Here is a 17,871-nt window from a genome sequence, read left to right on the forward strand (position 1 = left end):
GGCTTGGCGCACCGAATTCCAGCATTTGCCCGAAAAATATCAATTCGGGCACTTCCCCCTTGGCAAGTCTTTTAAATCTGTCTAAAAATAGTGCACCTGCTTAGCGTGCCTGAAAGATAATCAGTTGTCTGACATACACCTCGCATCTCCTTTGTGCATCGGAACCGTTGCGGTGCGCAACCGTATCGTGCTGGCGCCCATGTCCGGCGTCACCGATATGCCGTTCCGTCAACTGGCCTGGCGCCATGGCGCAGGGCTGGTGGTGACTGAGATGGTGGCGAGCCGCGAACTCGTCAACGACACCGAGCAATCCTGGGCGCGGCTGAAGACCGCTGGCTTCAATCCGCACATGGTGCAGCTTGCCGGTCGCGAAGCGCACTGGATGGCGGAAGGCGCGAAGATCGCCGCCGCACACGGTGCCGATATCATCGACATCAACATGGGCTGCCCGGCCAAGAAGGTGATCGGTGGCTATTCCGGCTCGGCGCTGATGCGTGACCCGGACCACGCGCTTGGACTGATCGAGGCGACGGTCAAGGCGGTCGATGTTCCCGTCACGCTGAAGATGCGCCTTGGCTGGGACGAGAATTCTATCAACGCCCCCGAAATCGCAAAACGCGCCCAGGAGGCCGGTGTTCAGCTGGTGACGATCCACGGCCGTACGCGCATGCAGTTTTACGAAGGACGCGCCGATTGGGATGCGATCAGGGCGGTCCGCGATGTTCTGACCATCCCGCTGGTCGCCAATGGCGACGTCGAAACGGTCGAGGACGCCCATCAAATCCTGCGCCGCTCCGGCGCCGATGCCGTCATGATCGGCCGTGGCTGCCAGGGGCGTCCGTGGCATGCCGGCGTGCTCGCCGGAGCCGATGCGCCCCAGCCATGGGAGATCGCCGATATCGCGGTCGAACATTATCGTATGATGCTCGATTTTTATGGCGAAGCGGTCGGCGTTCGTCATGCGCGCAAGCATCTCGGCTGGTATATGGAGCGCTTCGCACCGTCGGTGTCGGCAAACGACAAGGCGGCGATCATGACCGCGCGGGACCCACGCGAGGTCTCGCAACGATTCCACGATGCCCTGGTCGCGGCGGCAGACAATACAGATGCCCGGGAGGCTGCATGACAAACGACGCGTCGCTATCATCTGCCCATGCCGGCAGTGCCGTCGCCATGGCCGTTCTCAACGCCATCCAGAACCCCGTCATCATGGTCGATGACGCCGGGCTTGTGGCCTTCGCCAATTGGGAGGCGGAAGCCTTCTTCGGGGCCAGCGCCTCTCATCTGGCGCGTTACAAGATCTCGACCTTCATTCCCTTCGGTAGCCCGCTTCTGGCGTTGATCGACCAGGTGCGCGAACGCCGCGCGCCGATCAACGAGTATCGCGTCGATCTGAGTTCGCCGAGGCTCGGCCAGGACAAGCTCGTCGACATCTACGTCGCGCCGGTGACGAGCGAGCCAGGCTCCGTCGTTATCGTCTTCCAAGAACGCTCGATGGCCGACAAGATCGACCGGCAGCTGACGCACCGCGCTGCTGCCCGTTCGGTCACCGGTCTCGCGTCCATGCTGGCGCACGAAATCAAGAACCCGCTCTCGGGCATTCGCGGCGCCGCCCAGCTTCTCGAACACTCGGCGACCGACGATGACCGCGCGCTGACCCGGCTGATCTGCGACGAAACCGACCGCATCGTCTCGCTGGTCGATCGCATGGAAGTCTTCTCCGACGAGCGCCCAGTCGATCGCGTGCCGGTGAATATCCATTCCGTGCTCGATCATGTGAAGGCGGTGGCCAAGGCGGGCTTTGCGCGCCACATCAAGATCACCGAGAACTACGACCCGTCGCTGCCATCGGTCTACGCCAACCGCGACCAGCTGGTGCAGGTCTTCCTCAATCTCGTTAAGAACGCCGCCGAGGCGATCGGCGACCGGCCGGATGGCGAAGTCGTGCTGACGACCGCCTATCGTCCCGGCATCCGCCTGTCGGTCGCGGGAACGCGCGAGAAGATTTCGCTGCCGCTGGAGTTCTGTGTGCAGGACAACGGCCCGGGCGTTCCGTCCGATCTTCTGCCGCATCTGTTCGATCCCTTCATCACCACCAAGACCAACGGCAGCGGCCTCGGTCTTGCGCTGGTGGCCAAGATCATCGGTGATCATGGCGGCATCATCGAATGCGACAGCCAGACCAACAAAACCACATTCCGCGTGCTCATGCCTGCCTCCAAGGACGCATCGCTTGAGGACGCAACCATAACCCCCACAGGACCTTCTCGATGACAGCAACGATCCTCGTCGCGGATGATGATGCGGCAATTCGTACGGTGCTTAATCAGGCCTTGAGCCGCGCCGGATATGACGTGCGTATCACCTCGAACGCCGCCACACTGTGGCGCTGGGTTTCGGCCGGCGAGGGTGACCTCGTGGTCACCGACGTCGTCATGCCCGACGAGAATGCCTTCGACCTGCTTCCGCGCATCAAGAAGGCCCGCCCGGATCTTCCGGTGCTGGTCATGAGCGCGCAAAACACCTTCATGACGGCGATCAAGGCCTCGGAAAAGGGCGCCTACGACTATCTGCCCAAGCCCTTCGATCTGACCGAGCTGATCGGCATCATCGGCCGGGCGCTGTCCGAGCCGAAGCGGAAGCCCGCCAAGGTCGAGGACGATGTGCAGGACGGCATGCCGCTGGTTGGCCGTTCGGCCGCCATGCAGGAAATCTATCGCGTTCTCGCGCGCCTGATGCTGACCGACCTGACGCTGATGATCACCGGCGAATCCGGCACCGGCAAGGAACTCGTCGCCCGCGCGCTGCATGACTACGGCAAGCGCCGCAACGGTCCCTTCGTGGCGATCAACATGGCCGCGATCCCGCGCGACCTGATCGAATCCGAGCTCTTCGGCCATGAGAAGGGTGCCTTCACCGGCGCGCAGACCCGCTCCACCGGCCGCTTCGAGCAGGCCGAGGGCGGCACGCTGTTCCTCGATGAAATCGGCGACATGCCGATGGATGCGCAGACGCGCCTGCTGCGCGTGCTGCAGCAGGGCGAATACACCACCGTCGGCGGCCGCACCCCGATCCGCACCGACGTGCGCATCGTTGCCGCCACTAACAAGGATCTGAAGCAGGCGATCAACCAGGGCCTCTTCCGCGAGGATCTGTACTACCGCCTCAACGTCGTGCCGCTGCGCCTGCCGCCGCTGCGCGATCGCGCCGAAGACATCCCCGATCTCGTCCGTCACTTCGTCCAGCAGGCGGAGAAGGAAGGCCTCGGCACCAAGCGCTTCGATCAGGAAGCGCTCGATCTGATGAAGGCTTACGCCTGGCCGGGCAACGTGCGCGAGCTGGAGAACCTCATCCGCCGCCTGATGGCACTTTATCCACAGGATGTGATCACCCGCGAAATCATCGAATCCGAGCTGCGCTCCGACGTGCCGGATAGCCCGATCGAGAAGGGTCCGATCCGCAATGGCAACATGACCATTGCGCAGGCTGTCGAAGAAAACATGCGGTCCTATTTCGCGACTTTCGGCGATAACCTGCCGCCTCCGGGCCTTTATGACCGCGTTTTGACCGAGATGGAGTATCCTCTCATCCTGGCAGCGCTGACGGCCACGCGCGGAAACCAGATCAAGGCCGCCGATCTCCTAGGTCTCAACCGCAACACGTTGCGCAAGAAGATCCGCGAACTCGGCGTATCCGTCTACAGAAGCTCCCGCACCGCTTGACCCTGTTGGCTTGACCCGCAGCGCTTGACAATGTGACGTGATGCGTTGCATTTTCGCCACATTGCGTTGCCAATAAGTCACGCAAGGGGTTTGTGTTCCTGCGGTCAGTTCTGCGTCCGAAGATCCGGCTCGACGATGGACGAGCGGGAGATCGAGCGCGGTCTTTCACCCTGACCCATGGACGGCGGCGAAATGCGTTTCGCCGCGTGGAGAGTTAAACGAATGAAGCAGGATGCGTTGCCGCCGGCGGCGGAGGGCGAAGCAGTTACCACGGTAACGGATCGCCGCGCGCTGTTTGCTCTGCCCGGTCTCGTGCTTGCCGGGGGCGCGCTCCTCTGCGCGACGATGACGCTCTTCGTGCTGCTCGGCCTGACGCCGATCGCGCCGACATCGCCGGTCGTCATCACTTCGGTCGTCGTCAACTCCTTCTTCGTGCTCGGCCTGATGGCGCTGATCGGCCGCGAGGTTTCGCGGCTTCTGAAAGCGCGCAAGCGTGGCCGCGCCGCGGCACGTCTGCATATCCGTATCGTCGTGCTGTTCTCGATCGTGGCGATCACGCCCGCCATTCTCGTTGCCCTCTTCGCCAGTATCACGCTGAACGCCGGTCTCGACCGCTGGTTCGCGCTGAGGACGCAGTCGATCGTCAGTTCCTCCCGAAACATCGGGCAGGCCTACATGATGGAGAATGCGAGCTACCTGCAGGGCCAGACGGTCTCGATGGCCAACGATCTGGAGCGCAATCGCCAGCTGTTCAATCTCGACCGCACCGGCTTTGCCGAACTGATGACCCGCCAGGCGAGGGGACGCGGCCTGCTCGGCGCCTTCCTGGTGCAGGCTGACGGTACTGTTATCACGCAGGCCGATATCAAGACCGAAAAGCCACTGCCGGCGATCCCCCAAGACGCCCTGAACAAGGCGTCGGCCGGCCAGCCGACGCTCATTCCGCCGGGTGTGACGAACCTTGTCGGCGCCATCATCAGGCTCGAATCCATCGACGGCGCCTTCCTCTACACGGTGCGAGCGGTCGACCCCAAGGTCATGACCGCGATGCGGATGATGGAGGAGAACGCCACCGAATACAGGTCGATGGAGGCGGGGCGTTTCTCGCTGCAGATCGCCTTCGCCATCCTTTATGTCGGCTTCGCGCTGATCGTGCTCCTCGCCGCCATCTGGACGGCTATCGCCGTTGCCGACCGTATTGTCCGCCCGATCCGCCTGCTGATCACGGCGGCCGATAGCGTTGCATCCGGCAATATGGACATCGTCGTTCCCGTGCATGCCGTTGACGGCGACGTCGCCAATCTGTCGCGCACCTTCAACAAGATGATCTCGGAGATCCGCACCCAGCGCGACGAGATCCTCGAAGCCAAGGATGAGGTGGACGACCGCCGCCGCTTCATCGAGGCGGTGCTCTCTGGCGTCACCGCCGCCGTCATCGGCGTCGAGCATGATCGCCGGGTTACCATCGTCAACAGTTCGGCCGAAACGCTGATGGCGCTCGATGCGGGCGACATGCTCGGCAAGCAGCTCTCCGAAATCGCGCCTGAGGTCGACCAGGTCCTGACCGAGGCGGCGTCGCGCTATCGCGGCGATTTCCGCAAGCAGATCGCGCTGGTGCGCGCCGGCACAGTACGCACGCTGAGCGTCCAGGTGACGCGCGAGGAAGTGCGCGACATGAGCGAATCTTACGTCATTACGCTCGATGACATCACCGATCTCGTCATCGCCCAGCGCTCCACCGCCTGGGGCGACGTGGCGCGCCGTATCGCCCACGAAATCAAGAACCCGCTCACCCCGATCCAGCTTTCGGCCGAGCGCATCCAGCGCCGCTACGGCAAGCAGATTAATCAGGACGACCGCGGCGTCTTCGATCAGTGCACGGAGACGATCATCCGCCAGGTCGGCGATATCGGCCGCATGGTCGACGAGTTCTCCTCCTTCGCGCGCATGCCGAAGCCCATCAAGGAGCCGAGCGACCTGCGCAAGATCCTGCATGACGCGGTCTTCCTGCGCGAGATGGGCAACAGCCACGTCGCCTTCCTGCAGGAATTCGGCGATGCGCCGCTTGAAGGACAATTCGACAGCCGCATGCTGGGCCAGGCCTTCGGCAATCTCATCAAGAACGCGGTGGAAGCGATAGAGGCCGTGCCGGTCGACGAGCGCGATGAGCGCAAGGTGCTGGTGCGCGCATCGCTCGATCAGCCGCGTGACCGCTTTACCGTCGATATCATCGACAACGGACGCGGTCTGCCCGTCGAGAACCGGCACAGCATTTTGGAACCGTATATGACGATGCGCGAGAAGGGGACCGGTCTCGGCCTCGCCATCGTGAAGAAGATTATTGAAGAACATGGCGGGCAGCTCGAACTGCATGACGCTCCCGCTGATTTTGACCAGGGAAGAGGGGCCATGATCCGCGTGCATCTGCCACGCCTGGAGCAATCGCCCGCCGCCTCGGCTGCAAGTGACAAGGAAAATGCATATGGCCTCTGATATTCTGGTCGTCGACGACGAACACGACATCCGCGAGATCGTCTCCGGCATTCTCTCCGACGAGGGCCACGAGACCCGCACCGCGCACGACAGCGACAGCGCCCTTGCCGCGATATCCGATCGTGCGCCGCGGCTGATCTTCCTCGACATCTGGATGCAGGGCAGCAAGCTCGACGGTCTGGCGCTGCTGGATGAGGTCAAGGCGCGCCATCCCGATATTCCCGTCGTCATGATCTCCGGCCACGGCAACGTCGAGACAGCTGTCTCCGCCATCAAGCGCGGCGCCTTCGATTTCATCGAGAAGCCCTTCAAGGCCGACCGCCTGATCCTGATTGCCGAGCGTGCGCTGGAGAACTCCAAGCTCAAGCGTGAAGTCTCCGAATTGAAGCGCAAGGCCGGCGATCCGGTAGAGCTGATCGGCACCTCCGTGGCGGTCTCGCAGCTGCGTCAGACGATCGAGAAGGTATCGCCGACCAACAGCCGCATCATGATCCTCGGCTCCTCCGGCTCCGGCAAGGAGCTGGTCGCGCGGATGATCCACAAGAAGTCGTCGCGCGCGAGTGGTCCGTTCGTGGCCATCAACGCAGCGAACATCACGCCCGACCGCATGGAAGTCGCGCTTTTCGGAACCGAGGGTTCGCCCGGTCAGGCCCGCAAGATCGGCGCGCTCGAGGAAGCGCATCGCGGTATTCTCTATCTCGACGAGGTCGGCGAAATGCCGCGCGAGACGCAGAACAAGATCCTGCGCGTGTTGGTCGATCAGCAGTTCGAACGCGTCGGGGGCTCCAAGCGGGTGAAGGTCGATGTGCGCATCGTCTCCTCGACCGCCTACAATCTCGAAAGCCGGATTGCTGAGGGCTGGTTCCGCGAGGATCTCTATCACCGGCTGGCCGTCGTGCCGGTCAAGGTGCCGTCGCTGGCCGAGCGTCGCGAGGATATCCCGTTCCTCGTCGATCAACTGATGCGCCAGATTTCCGAGCAGGCGGGCATTCGTCCGCGCCGGATCGGCGACGACGCTATGGCGGTTCTGCAGGCCCATGACTGGCCGGGCAATATCCGCCAGCTGCGCAACAATATCGAACGCCTGATGATTCTCGCCCGCTCCGACGGTCCGGATGCGCCGATCACCGCGGAGATGCTGCCGACCGATCTCGGCGACATGCTTCCGAAAGTATCGGCAAAGAATGACTACCACATCATGACGCTTCCTCTGCGCGAGGCCCGCGAGATGTTCGAGAAGGATTATCTGATCGCCCAGATCAATCGATTCGGCGGCAATATCTCGCGCACCGCCGAGTTCGTCGGCATGGAGCGCTCGGCGCTGCACCGCAAGTTGAAGTCGCTCGGCGTCTGATCAGAGGTTTGATCGGTAGCCGGCGTGTCTTTTCGATGGGCGGGCAGGGTAGCGGCAGGGGTCTAAGGTGATCTGCCGCCCCATAAAATTAGACAGGTCTTTTTCGCCGTTGCGGAAAAGATTGCGATTTGATACCAAAGGCTTTCCAGGCAGCAGGGATGAGGGTTGTCGGCTGCCTGATGGAAAAATAAGAAGTATTTTACCGGCACGTGAAGGCCGGCAATAAAGAAAGAATCGGCGCGATGGCGGAACGTTCTCAAAACCTGCAGGACTTATTTCTCAATACTGTTCGCAAGCAAAAGATTTCCCTGACTATATTTCTGATTAACGGTGTGAAGCTGACCGGCGTTGTTACGTCGTTCGACAACTTCTGCGTTCTGCTGCGCCGTGACGGCCATTCGCAACTCGTGTATAAGCACGCGATCTCGACCATCATGCCCGGCCAGCCGATGCAGATGTTCGAAAGCGAAGAATCCGCTTCCTGACAGGACAGACGTCATCTCGACACGTGATACCAAGAATGATTCGATCATCCCGGAAGCTGTGAAGCACCGGGATGACATGCGCGCGACCGTCGTCGTGCCCGTGCTCAAGCAGGCACGCGGCAGCCGCGGCAGTGCCGACGCCGTCACCACGACCCGCACGCCGGAAAGCCGCCTCGAAGAGGCGACTGGCCTGGCGCAGGCGATTGATCTCGATGTGGTCAAGGGCACCATCGTCACCATCAGCGAGCCGCGTCCGGCAACGCTGATGGGTACCGGCAAGATCCAGGAGATCAAGGACAGCCTTGACGAGACCGATTCCGGCCTCGTCATCGTCGATCATCCGTTGACGCCGGTTCAGCAGCGCAATCTCGAGAAGGAATGGAACGCCAAGGTCATCGACCGCACGGGCCTCATTCTCGAAATCTTCGGCCGCCGCGCCTCCACCAAGGAAGGCACGCTGCAGGTCGATCTCGCGCATCTCAATTACCAGAAGGGCCGGCTGGTTCGCAGCTGGACCCACCTAGAGCGTCAGCGCGGTGGTGGTGGCTTCATGGGTGGTCCGGGTGAAACCCAGATCGAAGCCGACCGCCGCATGCTGCAGGATCGCATCATCAAGCTCGAGCGCGAGCTGGAGCAGGTGGTCCGCACCCGCCAGCTGCACCGCGCCAAGCGCCGCAAGGTGCCGCATCCGATCGTGGCGCTGGTCGGCTACACCAACGCCGGCAAGTCGACGCTGTTCAACCGCATCACAGGCGCCGGCGTTCTCGCCGAAGACATGCTGTTTGCGACGCTCGATCCGACCCTGCGCCGCATGAAGCTGCCGCATGGCCGCACCGTCATCCTATCCGATACCGTCGGCTTCATCTCCGACCTGCCGACCCACCTCGTCGCCGCCTTTCGCGCGACGCTGGAAGAGGTGCTGGAAGCCGATCTCGTTCTGCACGTCCGCGACATGGCCGATGAGGACAACCAGGCGCAAAGCGCCGACGTGCTCCGCATCCTGAAGGATCTCGGCATCGACGAGGCCGAGGGCGAAAAGCGCATCATCGAGGTCTGGAACAAGATCGACCGTCTTGAGCCGGAAAACCACGAAGCAATCGTCCAGAAGGCCGAAGGCGCCCGCAATGTCGTGGCGGTTTCCGCCGTGACGGGCGAGGGCGTCGATGCGCTGATGGAAGAGATCAGCCGCAGGCTTTCCGGCGTGCTGACGGAAACCACCGTCGTGCTCCCGGTCGACAAGTTGGCCTTGCTGCCATGGCTTTACGATCACGCCATCGTCGACAGCCGTGAAGACAACGAAGACGGCTCGGTCACGCTCGATCTCAGGCTGTCTGAAACGGAAGCGACCGAACTCGAGCGCCGGCTTGGCAACACGACCAGGCAGAAGGAAGACTGGGAGCGCTGATCAGGCGCCCCATTGTCCATTCGCCGCCGCTGGCCTCGTCCGTCGCGGCGATGCCACGGTTGTGATGGCGTGGCTCATCAGGCGGGTGACGAAGCGTGACGATGGCCTGTCGATCCTGGCCCGCATGCCGCATGACGTTGATCGCCAGAACACCGAGAGACGTCCGAAACCGAATACAATCAATGTTTATTCAAACCGGTCCAGAGATTTAAACCAGACAGTGGTGAGTGATGCCGAGAGTACACTACACTCGGCATCACCCTGGGATACGCTCAATTTTCCAGGTTAGGCACTATTGAGCGGGTGCATCGGGCAACGCGTAAGCGATGACATAATCGCCGCGGTCACGATTGGTTCCGGTACGGGTAGCCCCGCCGTCCACGACGATGATGTACTGCTTGCCATTCTTGTCCATGTAGGACATCGGTACGCCCTGGCCGCCGACCGGCAGGCGCGAGCGCCACAGTTCGTCGCCCGTGTCGTTATCGAACGCGCGGACATAATAGTCCAGCGATCCATGGAAGAACGTCAGGCCGCCCTTCGTGACCAGTGGTCCGCCCAGAACCGGCATGCCGATCGGGATGTTGACGCCCGGGCGAACGCCGTTCTTGAAGATGCCGTAGATCGTGGCGTCTTCCATGCTGCCAAGGGGCACCTGCCAACGGACCTTATTGGTCGTCAGATCGACGGCCGTCATCGAGCCATAGGGCGGCTTGAAGCATGGGGTGCCGAGCGGTGACAGGAACATGCCGCGCTCCACACCCCAAGGGGTGCCGTTCTGTTCGGAATACTCGCCTTCCGTAGACGGGACGAGACCTGCCTTGCTGGCGTCTTCACGCTTGAGGAACTTGCCCCACATTGCCATGCGGATGTCGTTGACGATCAGCGTTCCAGTCGTTGGGTCGAGAGCACCGCCGCCCCAGTTGAAGCCGCCGTAATATCCCGGCCAAATCAATGTTCGTTGCTTGTCGGAGAGCGGTGTCCATTCACCTTCCCAGCGCATCTGCTTGAACTGAACTCGGCAATAGAGCTGATCGAAGATCGTGGCGCCCCACATGTCCGATTCCTTTAGCGGATCGACGCCAATGGACAGTGCCGAGTAAGGCTGGGTCTCGGACACCTGCATGCCCGGCATGACGTCGGTTGCGACCTTTCTGTATTCCACCGGGAAAACGGGCTTGCCGTCGCGCCGGTCGAGAACGAATACCTGACCGCGCTTCGTCAGCTGAATCACGACAGGAACGGTCGTGCCGTCCTTGCGCGGCAGATCGTAGAGAATCGGCTGCGAGGTGACGTCATAGTCGAACTGGTCGATGTTGGCGGTGCGGAAATGCCACCGTTCCTTGCCCGTCTTCAAGTCTACCGCGACAATGGCGTCGTTGTATTCGTTGGAGTAGGGATGGCGGTTGCCAGTCCAGAAGTCCGGGGTCTGGTTGCCCGTCGGGAAGTATGCCAGGCCAAGTTTGGGATCGTATGCGGCGGTGCCCCAGAAATTGGGGGTTTCCGGCGCGTAGTATTGCCCCGCGGGCAGCGGCGTGCTGTCCGTCGCGCCACGGGCCGGATCCCAGGCCCAGAGGATGTTACCACTGACGACGTCGAAGCCGCGGACGACACCCGAAGGCTCGCCGACAGTCAGGTTGTCGTTCAGGCGTCCGCCGACGACCACAACACCATCAGCAACCAAAGGCGCCGACGTGACGTTGTAGCTGCCAACCTGACCACCCTTGGGGTCGGGCGTCAGGCCGACGGTCAGATCGACATAGCCGTTGACACCGAAACCTTCGCAAAGCTTGCCGGTCTCTGCATCCACAGCCAGAATGCGCGCATCGATAGTCGTCTCGATGATGCGCTTGCGGCATGTTGCGACCGCGGGGTCCCCGGTGTTGGCGACCGGCTGGCCGCCGCTCTGGTCAGCCTTTAGCTGGTCGAGATCGGCATATCCGACGCCACGGCAACGCTTCCAGCCCTTGACGCTTTCGCTGATCTTCGGCTGCGGGTCGAAGCGCCATTTTTCCTTGCCCGTCGTCGCATCGATAGCGATCACCTTGCTCAAAGGCGTGCACAGGTAAACGGTGTCGTCGATCTTAAGCGGCGTTACCTGATACTCGCCACCATCCACGGCCATTTCGCCGGTCCGGTATGTCCAGGCGACCTTGAGATCCTTGACGTTGGTCTTGTTGACCTGGTCGAACTGAACGAACTTCTGCCCCAGCGTGTCGCGCCCCCAGGCAGTCCAGTCTGCGCCCTCGGACTTACCGGCATCGGGGCTGACGATTTCCGCCTTCTCCCCGCTGGGCGAGACGGTGGCGTGTGGCCGGAACATACCGACGAAAGTTCCCACGACGGCGATCGCCAGTACGGCCGCCACTCCGAAGGCCGGCCGCGGACCGATGCCGGGCTGACCGTTCTTCTTGCGCAGCAATGGAGAGAACACGCTAACGAGAAGCGTGATTATGGTGAAGGCAAAAAGGCGCGGTACCAACTGCCAGAAGTCAATGCCGACCTCCCACAGGGCCCATATGACGCTGGCGACGAGAAGGGCCAGGCTGAGAGGGAAAGCGAAGACTCGCTGGCGGATCAATCCATACCCGACGCCCGCGAGCGCCAGTCCTGCCAGCAGATAAAACCAGGAGCCGCCCAGTACGACAAGGTAAAGGCCGCCTGCGGCCAGTCCCACCCCCAGCAGGGCGAGGACGACGCCGAGCACGATGCGCGCCCAGTTGAGAAAAATATTCATAGAGTAGACCTTGGAATTGAGGTTAAATTGCCTCACCCTGATGCATTTGCATCTGATCAAAATGTCCGCTTAAATAATGCAAAAAACGACCTATCGAGCATGTGAGACAATTTGACCACTTGTATGCCTCTTTTTGAGTTTGTGAAGAAGGAAAAATGCCTCAATATGAGGCATTAATGAGAAGGCGGGAGGATTTTGGGAATGGAAAACTGTTGGCTTGGAGGAGCTAAATGAAAAGGCCGAGCATCAAACAATTGATGGAACTGACCGAGCTTAGCCGTGCGACATTGGATCGCGCGCTCAATCAGCGGCCGGGAGTGCACCCTCGAACGCAGAAGATTGTCGAGCAGGCCCTTGACCGACTGGCGGCTCCTCCACTTGGATCGGACCAGCATCCCGCGCTGCGCTTTCGCTTGTTCGTGCAAACAGGCGAAGCCTTTGTCGAATGGCTGTCCCAGCGCATCGACCATCTTGCGTCGGAGATGGCACATGCCCGCGTTCAGCTCGACCTCGTGAACTGCTTCCGGGATAGCGATGAGCAACTGGCCGCGCGAATCCTGCAGTCCGAAAATTCCGTGGACGGGATTGCCATTGTGGGACGAAATACGGCCGTAACGACCGCTGCATCGCGGCATTGCATGGACAATGGCAAGGCGGTCATCTCGCTTGTTTCGGATTTGGAGCCAGAAGCGCGTCATGCGTTCGTCGGCATAAACAACCGTGCGGCTGGCCAATCGGCGGGGTTTCTCATTGGCCGACACCTGCAACCACTCCAGTCGCCCAATGTGGCGGTGATAGTGGCGACGGCCGCCTATATCGGTCACGAAGATCGGGAAATCGGGTTTCGCTCGCTCTGTCGCAACAGCTTTCCGAACATCAACATCCTGGAAGTCATCAATGGCCAGGATACGGATGAAGCGAATTACGAGGGCGTGCGGAACTTCATACGCAAGCACGGGCGTCTGGACGGAATTTACAATGTCGGCGGCGGTAACGACGGCATGGCGCAGGCCTTGGTTGAACAGGGCCTTGCTGGTCGTACCGTTTGCATTGCGCATGAGCTGGATAGCGTAACGGAACGACGGCTGCGCTCCGGCGCCATCGACTATGTCCTGTCACAAGATCTGGACAATCTTCTCAGGACGGCCGCCTCCGCACTCAAGTCCGTTTGCGATGGAAATCTCATCGCCGATCAGACTCTGCTTCCTATAGACACCTATTCGCGCTACTCCCTGCGAAGGGAACATACCGGCTGAGGCTGATAAATACTGGATCAAGAGCCCCAAACTAATTTAAATCAGCGCGCCCGCATCCTGCACCGCGACTTTCTTCTTTGACACCAGCCGATCAAGCTCGATCCGTCCAACCGGATCGAGCAGCTCACCCGTCACCAGCGTGGTGATCAGGCTGCGCACCAGCGGCAGCTTGGTCGCGGGCCCGATCATGATGTCGCGGCTGAAAGGCAGCACTGAACTGTCTGATTGATAAAACGGCGTCAGGATCTGGCTCAGCATCTGATAGAAGCGGATATGGATTTGCCGCTGCTTCAAATGGCGCTCGATGGCCGCGCCGACCGTTGCCTCGCGGCAGAGCGCTGAAGCGAGCGACGCAGCGTCGAGCAGCGCCATGTTCGCGCCTTGGCCAAGCTGCGGGCTCGTTGCATGCCAGGCATCGCCGATTTTCAGGATGTGCTTCCCCGCGATAGGCGTTCGGGTCAGATGCCGGTAACGCGCGTGCACCGGCTCGGCCACGGCGGCAAGCGCTTCCGCTTCCGGCCAGAAGGATCGCACCGCGTCGATCCAGGCCTCGCGCCCGGCAGCCCGCCACGCCTCGAAATCCTTGTTGCGGATGCTCCAGAAGAACGTCGCCATCGGAGCCGCGCCATCGCGTGCCGTGCCGACAGGCAGCACGCCCGCCATCTGGCTTGCTCTTTTGTAGCGTTGCTCCAGCTCGTCCGTGCGGAAGACGCCGTGCTCGGGCCAGGGAACCGTCGCCCAAAGCGCGCCGTAGCCAAGTTCGGTGGCGGCCTTCGCGGCGACCGGCGAGTTGGCGCCCATAGCGTCGATGGCGAGATCGGCGGTCGCCGTGCGTATGCCGCCGTCGAGCACAAGGCGCGGCGCGCTGCCCGCCTCGATCTCGGTCACCCGCGACGATGTTTCGAACCGCACCCCAGCATTGATCGCAGCCTCAAGCAAGAGGTCGAACAGGGCGACGCGCTGGATGGCGATGCCATAGGCGCCCGGACGATAGCCGACGTCGAGCACGGTCCGACCGTTGCCGGACAAGCGTCCATGCATGCGGCTGATGCGGGCGCCGCGCGCCTCGACTTTTCCAAGCAGGCCCATGTGCGAAAGGACCGCGGCACCCGTCGGCTGCAGCACAAAGCCGGATCCAACGGGCTGCGGCGCGCTCATCTGGTCATAGATGGTCACACGGGCGCCACGGCTTGCAAGCAGTGCGGCGAGCGACAGGCCGCCAACGCCGGCGCCTGCAATCGCGATGTCGAGCGTTTCAAGCTTCATGGCGCCCAGATCAGCCCAACTGCCGCTCGATGGCCTTGGCCGCCTGCCAAAGATCTTCCATCCGCTCCAGCGTTGCGGCCTCCAGTGTTTCACCTTCCGCTTCAAGAGACGTTTCTATATAGCTGAAACGACGCCGGAACTTCGTATTCGTTCCGCGCAGAGATTGCTCCGGATCAGCCTTCACATGCCGGCCGATATTGACCACGGCGAAGATCAGGTCGCCGAGTTCGTCACTGACTTTGGCATGGTCGCCCGAGGCCAGCGCTTCCCTCAGTTCCGCGATCTCTTCCTCGATCTTGTCGAGAATGGGCTCCGGCGCCGACCAGTCGAAACCGACCTTGGCGGCGCGTTCCTGCAGCTTCAGTGCTTCCGTTAGCGCCGGAAAGCTGCGCTGCACGGAGCCGAGGAAGCCGGCCTTGAAATCCTCCGAGATACCCCGCGCGGCGCGGCGCTCCGCGCGCTCGCGCTTTTCAGCCTGCTTGATATCGTCCCACTGCTTCTTCACGGCGTCGGGCGTATCCGCCTCGGAGCGGGCGAAGACATGCGGGTGACGGCGGATCATCTTAGCCGTGATCGCCTCCACCACGTCGCCGAACGAGAACTCTCCGGCCTCCTCGGCCATGCGGGCATGGAACACCACCTGCAGAAGCAGGTCGCCAAGCTCGTCGCAGAGATCGTCCATGTCGTTGCGCTCGACCGCGTCGGAGACCTCGTAGGCCTCCTCGATCGTATAGGGCTTGATCGTCTCGAATGTCTGGACGATGTCCCAGGGGCAACCGGTCTCGGGGTTGCGGAGGGCGGCCATGATCTCGATCAGGCGGGAAATGTCTTTGGAGGCTTCCATCGTGTTCTGGTCGCTCGCGTCAGTTCAACGGAATGTCGTTGTCGCCCTTGGACGACTGGTAGCTTTCGGAAAGCGCGTCATAGCGCCCTTTGATCCGCGCCGTCTGCGCCTTCAGCTCGGCCTTTCTGGCGTCGCTTTCGGTCTCGACGAGATCGGCGATCGCGAAGCTGTTCCAGAAGGCGTTGCTGCGGCGGTAGCCGCCGGGCTCGAGCCCGAACACTTCCTTGAGGATCTTCAAATCGTGGGGGATCGCGAAGGCGTCGCGGGAATCCTCGTGGCTGAAGAAGTAATAGAAATTGTCGAAGCCGGCCCAGGTGATCGCTGACATGCACATGGTGCAGGGTTCATGGGTCGAGAGGAAGATCAGGTCCTTGGTGGCAGGCTTCTCGCCGAGCTCGTAGAAGCGCTTCAGCGTGTGCACCTCGCCATGCCAGAGCGGGTTTTCCAGCTCGTTGTTGGTCTCGGCGACCACGAGCGAAAGGTCGGATTTCCGCAGGATCGCGGCACCGAAGACCTTGTTGCCGAGGCCGACACCGCGTTCGGTCATCGGCAGGATATCGCGCTCCATGACATCGAGCAGGCGGGCGGCAATGGTGGTATCGGACATGGTTTTCTCCTTGTTGCCGGCACTTTATCGCCGGTGCTGCGCGAGGCAAACGAGGATTCTTGGGCCAGCCCGAATTTGTCACAGGCTTTGTGCTGCATTGCAGCGCGATTCACTGCGCTGCCGGCGCCGCATCGGTGAGTTTTGCTCAAATCATTGACATGCTGGGTAAAACAATACGCGGTCAATAGGGGGTTTGGAATTTCTGTTTCTTCATTTGGCTGGTCCGGTGGTGCATATTCTGGCAACTTCGAAATGGATTGATGATGCCTTCCAAGAGTGAGCAACTGTCGGTTTTTCCTGCCTTCGTTCGTGTCGAAGGCAAGATCGCGGCTGTCTTCGGCAATGGCGATGAAGCCTTCGCGAAGGTGCGCCTGCTGTCGAACACCAGGGCCCGGATCGTCGCCTACACGGATCGCCCGGAGGCCGACTATCACGCCCATCTGATCGCCAACCGCATCGAAACCGTCCGCGCGGCCTTCGCGCCTGAGCAGGTTGAAGGCGCAACGTTGGTCTTCGCGGCCACGGGCGCCGCCGCCGCCGATCGCGCCATCGTCGACGCCGCTCGTGCTGCCAAGGTTCCGGCCAATGCAGTCGATCAGCCCGACTACTGCGATTTCTACACCCCGGCGCTCGTCAACCGCGCGCCTGTCGCGGTTGCCATCGGCACGGAAGGAGCAGGGCCTGTTCTCGCGCAGATGATCCGCGCGCAGGTCGATCAGCTGCTGGCGCCGTCGCTCGGCCGCCTTGCCGAACTGGCTGTCAGCTATCGCGGTCGCGTCGAGCATGCGCTTGAGAAGGGTGCTACGCGCCGTCTGTTCTGGCGCCGTTTCTTCTCCGGCGCGGTTTCCGACGCTGTCTCCAACGAAAACATGCCGCAGGCGCAACACCTCGCCGACGAGCTGTTGCTCTCCGCCGATAAGGCCGAGGGCCGTATCTGGCTGGTCGGCGCCGGCCCGGGTGCCGCTGATCTTATGACGCTGCGCGCCCAGCGCGTGATGATGGAAGCCGATGTTATCGTCTATGACGCATTGGTGCCGCAGGAAATCGTCGACATGGGCCGCCGCGATGCGGAGCGGCTCTCGGTCGGCAAGCGCAAGAACTGTCATTCCAAGTCGCAGGAAGAGATCAACGACCTGCTCGTTTATCTCGGCCGCGAGGGCAAGCGCGTCGTTCGCCTGAAGTCGGGCGATCCGCTGGTCTATGGCCGCGCCGGCGAGGAAATGGCCGCATTGCGCGCCGCCGGTATCGCCTATGAGGTCGTGCCCGGCATCACCTCTGCTTTCGCAGCCGCCGCCGATTTCGAACTGCCGCTGACGCTGCGTGGCGTCGCCTCGTCACTGGTCTTCACGACCGGCCATGATCTGACCGGCGACGTTCTTCCAGATTGGGCGAGCCTTGCGGTGTCCGGCGCCACCATCGCCGTCTACATGGGCCGCACCGTCGCCGCATCCGTTGCCGAGCGGCTGATGCGCGCCGGCATCGCGCCGGAGACGACGGTCGCCGTCATCGAGAACGCCAGCCGCGCCGATCGCCGGCTGCTGCACGGTACGCTGCGCGATCTGCCCGATCTGCAGAACCGCGATGAACTCACCGGACCTGTCATGGTCATCATCGGCGACGCCGTTGCGGGCGCCAATTTCGAACTGTCCGAACCGCTGGTGCGTGCACGCGCCCGGTCCGATGAACTGCTAAGGAGCTGACT

13 protein-coding genes are annotated in these 17,871 nt (G+C 61.9%); 9 read left to right on the plus strand and 4 right to left on the minus strand.

Going from position 1 to position 17,871, the window contains the following annotated elements; all coding sequences use genetic code 11:
• The first annotated feature begins 124 nt into the window (after positions 1-124).
• From dusB to hflX, 7 genes are all read left to right on the plus strand, one after another.
• On the plus strand, positions 125-1,126 hold the full coding sequence (dusB, locus tag ACVTFQ_RS06950; RefSeq protein ID WP_470423741.1) for a tRNA dihydrouridine synthase DusB: 1,002 nt from the start codon (positions 125-127) through the stop codon (positions 1,124-1,126).
• Positions 1,123-2,274: a two-component system sensor histidine kinase NtrB gene (locus tag ACVTFQ_RS06955; protein WP_018899973.1), complete on the plus strand. Its 1,152-nt coding sequence runs from the start codon at positions 1,123-1,125 to the stop codon at positions 2,272-2,274. Before dusB ends, ACVTFQ_RS06955 begins: the two co-directional genes overlap by 4 nt.
• The gene (gene ntrC, locus ACVTFQ_RS06960) at positions 2,271-3,722 is read left to right on the plus strand and encodes a nitrogen regulation protein NR(I) (protein WP_018899972.1); all 1,452 of its coding nucleotides are present in this window, start codon (positions 2,271-2,273) and stop codon (positions 3,720-3,722) included. The genes ACVTFQ_RS06955 and ntrC overlap by 4 nt, the downstream gene beginning before the upstream one ends.
• A 222-nt stretch (positions 3,723-3,944) precedes the next feature.
• Positions 3,945-6,215 (plus strand): sensor histidine kinase NtrY-like, encoded by a 2,271-nt coding sequence (locus tag ACVTFQ_RS06965; protein ID WP_111561430.1) that lies wholly within the window; start codon positions 3,945-3,947, stop codon positions 6,213-6,215.
• Positions 6,205-7,569, plus strand: a complete 1,365-nt coding sequence (ntrX, locus tag ACVTFQ_RS06970; RefSeq protein ID WP_018899970.1) for a nitrogen assimilation response regulator NtrX — start codon at positions 6,205-6,207, stop codon at positions 7,567-7,569. Before ACVTFQ_RS06965 ends, ntrX begins: the two co-directional genes overlap by 11 nt.
• Before the next feature lie 242 nt (positions 7,570-7,811).
• On the plus strand, positions 7,812-8,054 hold the full coding sequence (hfq, locus tag ACVTFQ_RS06975) for an RNA chaperone Hfq (protein ID WP_018325164.1): 243 nt from the start codon (positions 7,812-7,814) through the stop codon (positions 8,052-8,054).
• A gap of 76 nt (positions 8,055-8,130) precedes the next feature.
• Positions 8,131-9,459: a GTPase HflX gene (gene hflX, locus ACVTFQ_RS06980; RefSeq protein WP_111561431.1), complete on the plus strand. Its 1,329-nt coding sequence runs from the start codon at positions 8,131-8,133 to the stop codon at positions 9,457-9,459.
• A 292-nt stretch (positions 9,460-9,751) separates the two neighbouring features.
• Here hflX and ACVTFQ_RS06985 read toward each other — a convergent pair whose 3' ends face one another.
• Complete coding sequence (locus ACVTFQ_RS06985) at positions 9,752-12,196, minus strand: pyrroloquinoline quinone-dependent dehydrogenase (protein WP_112436301.1); 2,445 nt, start codon at positions 12,194-12,196, stop codon at positions 9,752-9,754.
• Between the two features lie 230 nt (positions 12,197-12,426).
• Here ACVTFQ_RS06985 and ACVTFQ_RS06990 point away from each other — a divergent pair, with 230 nt between their 5' ends.
• Positions 12,427-13,452, plus strand: coding sequence for a substrate-binding domain-containing protein (locus tag ACVTFQ_RS06990; protein WP_111561433.1), 1,026 nt, complete (start codon positions 12,427-12,429; stop codon positions 13,450-13,452).
• A gap of 36 nt (positions 13,453-13,488) precedes the next feature.
• Here ACVTFQ_RS06990 and ACVTFQ_RS06995 read toward each other — a convergent pair whose 3' ends face one another.
• Genes ACVTFQ_RS06995 through ACVTFQ_RS07005 form a run of 3 tightly spaced genes read right to left on the minus strand, consistent with a single transcriptional unit; the run spans position 13,489 to position 16,169 of the window.
• Positions 13,489-14,718 carry an FAD-dependent oxidoreductase gene (locus ACVTFQ_RS06995; RefSeq protein WP_111561434.1) on the minus strand — a complete coding sequence of 410 codons (1,230 nt, stop codon included), beginning with the start codon at positions 14,716-14,718 and terminating at the stop codon, positions 13,489-13,491.
• A gap of 10 nt (positions 14,719-14,728) precedes the next feature.
• Complete coding sequence (mazG, locus tag ACVTFQ_RS07000; RefSeq protein WP_111561435.1) at positions 14,729-15,562, minus strand: nucleoside triphosphate pyrophosphohydrolase; 834 nt, start codon at positions 15,560-15,562, stop codon at positions 14,729-14,731.
• Positions 15,563-15,581: 19 nt separating this feature from the next.
• Complete coding sequence (locus tag ACVTFQ_RS07005) at positions 15,582-16,169, minus strand: deaminase (protein WP_111561436.1); 588 nt, start codon at positions 16,167-16,169, stop codon at positions 15,582-15,584.
• A gap of 263 nt (positions 16,170-16,432) precedes the next feature.
• Here ACVTFQ_RS07005 and cysG point away from each other — a divergent pair, with 263 nt between their 5' ends.
• Positions 16,433-17,869 (plus strand): siroheme synthase CysG, encoded by a 1,437-nt coding sequence (gene cysG / locus ACVTFQ_RS07010; protein ID WP_111561548.1) that lies wholly within the window; start codon positions 16,433-16,435, stop codon positions 17,867-17,869.
• Positions 17,870-17,871: the final 2 nt, after the last annotated feature.

This window comes from Rhizobium sp. O111, from assembly GCF_055616315.1.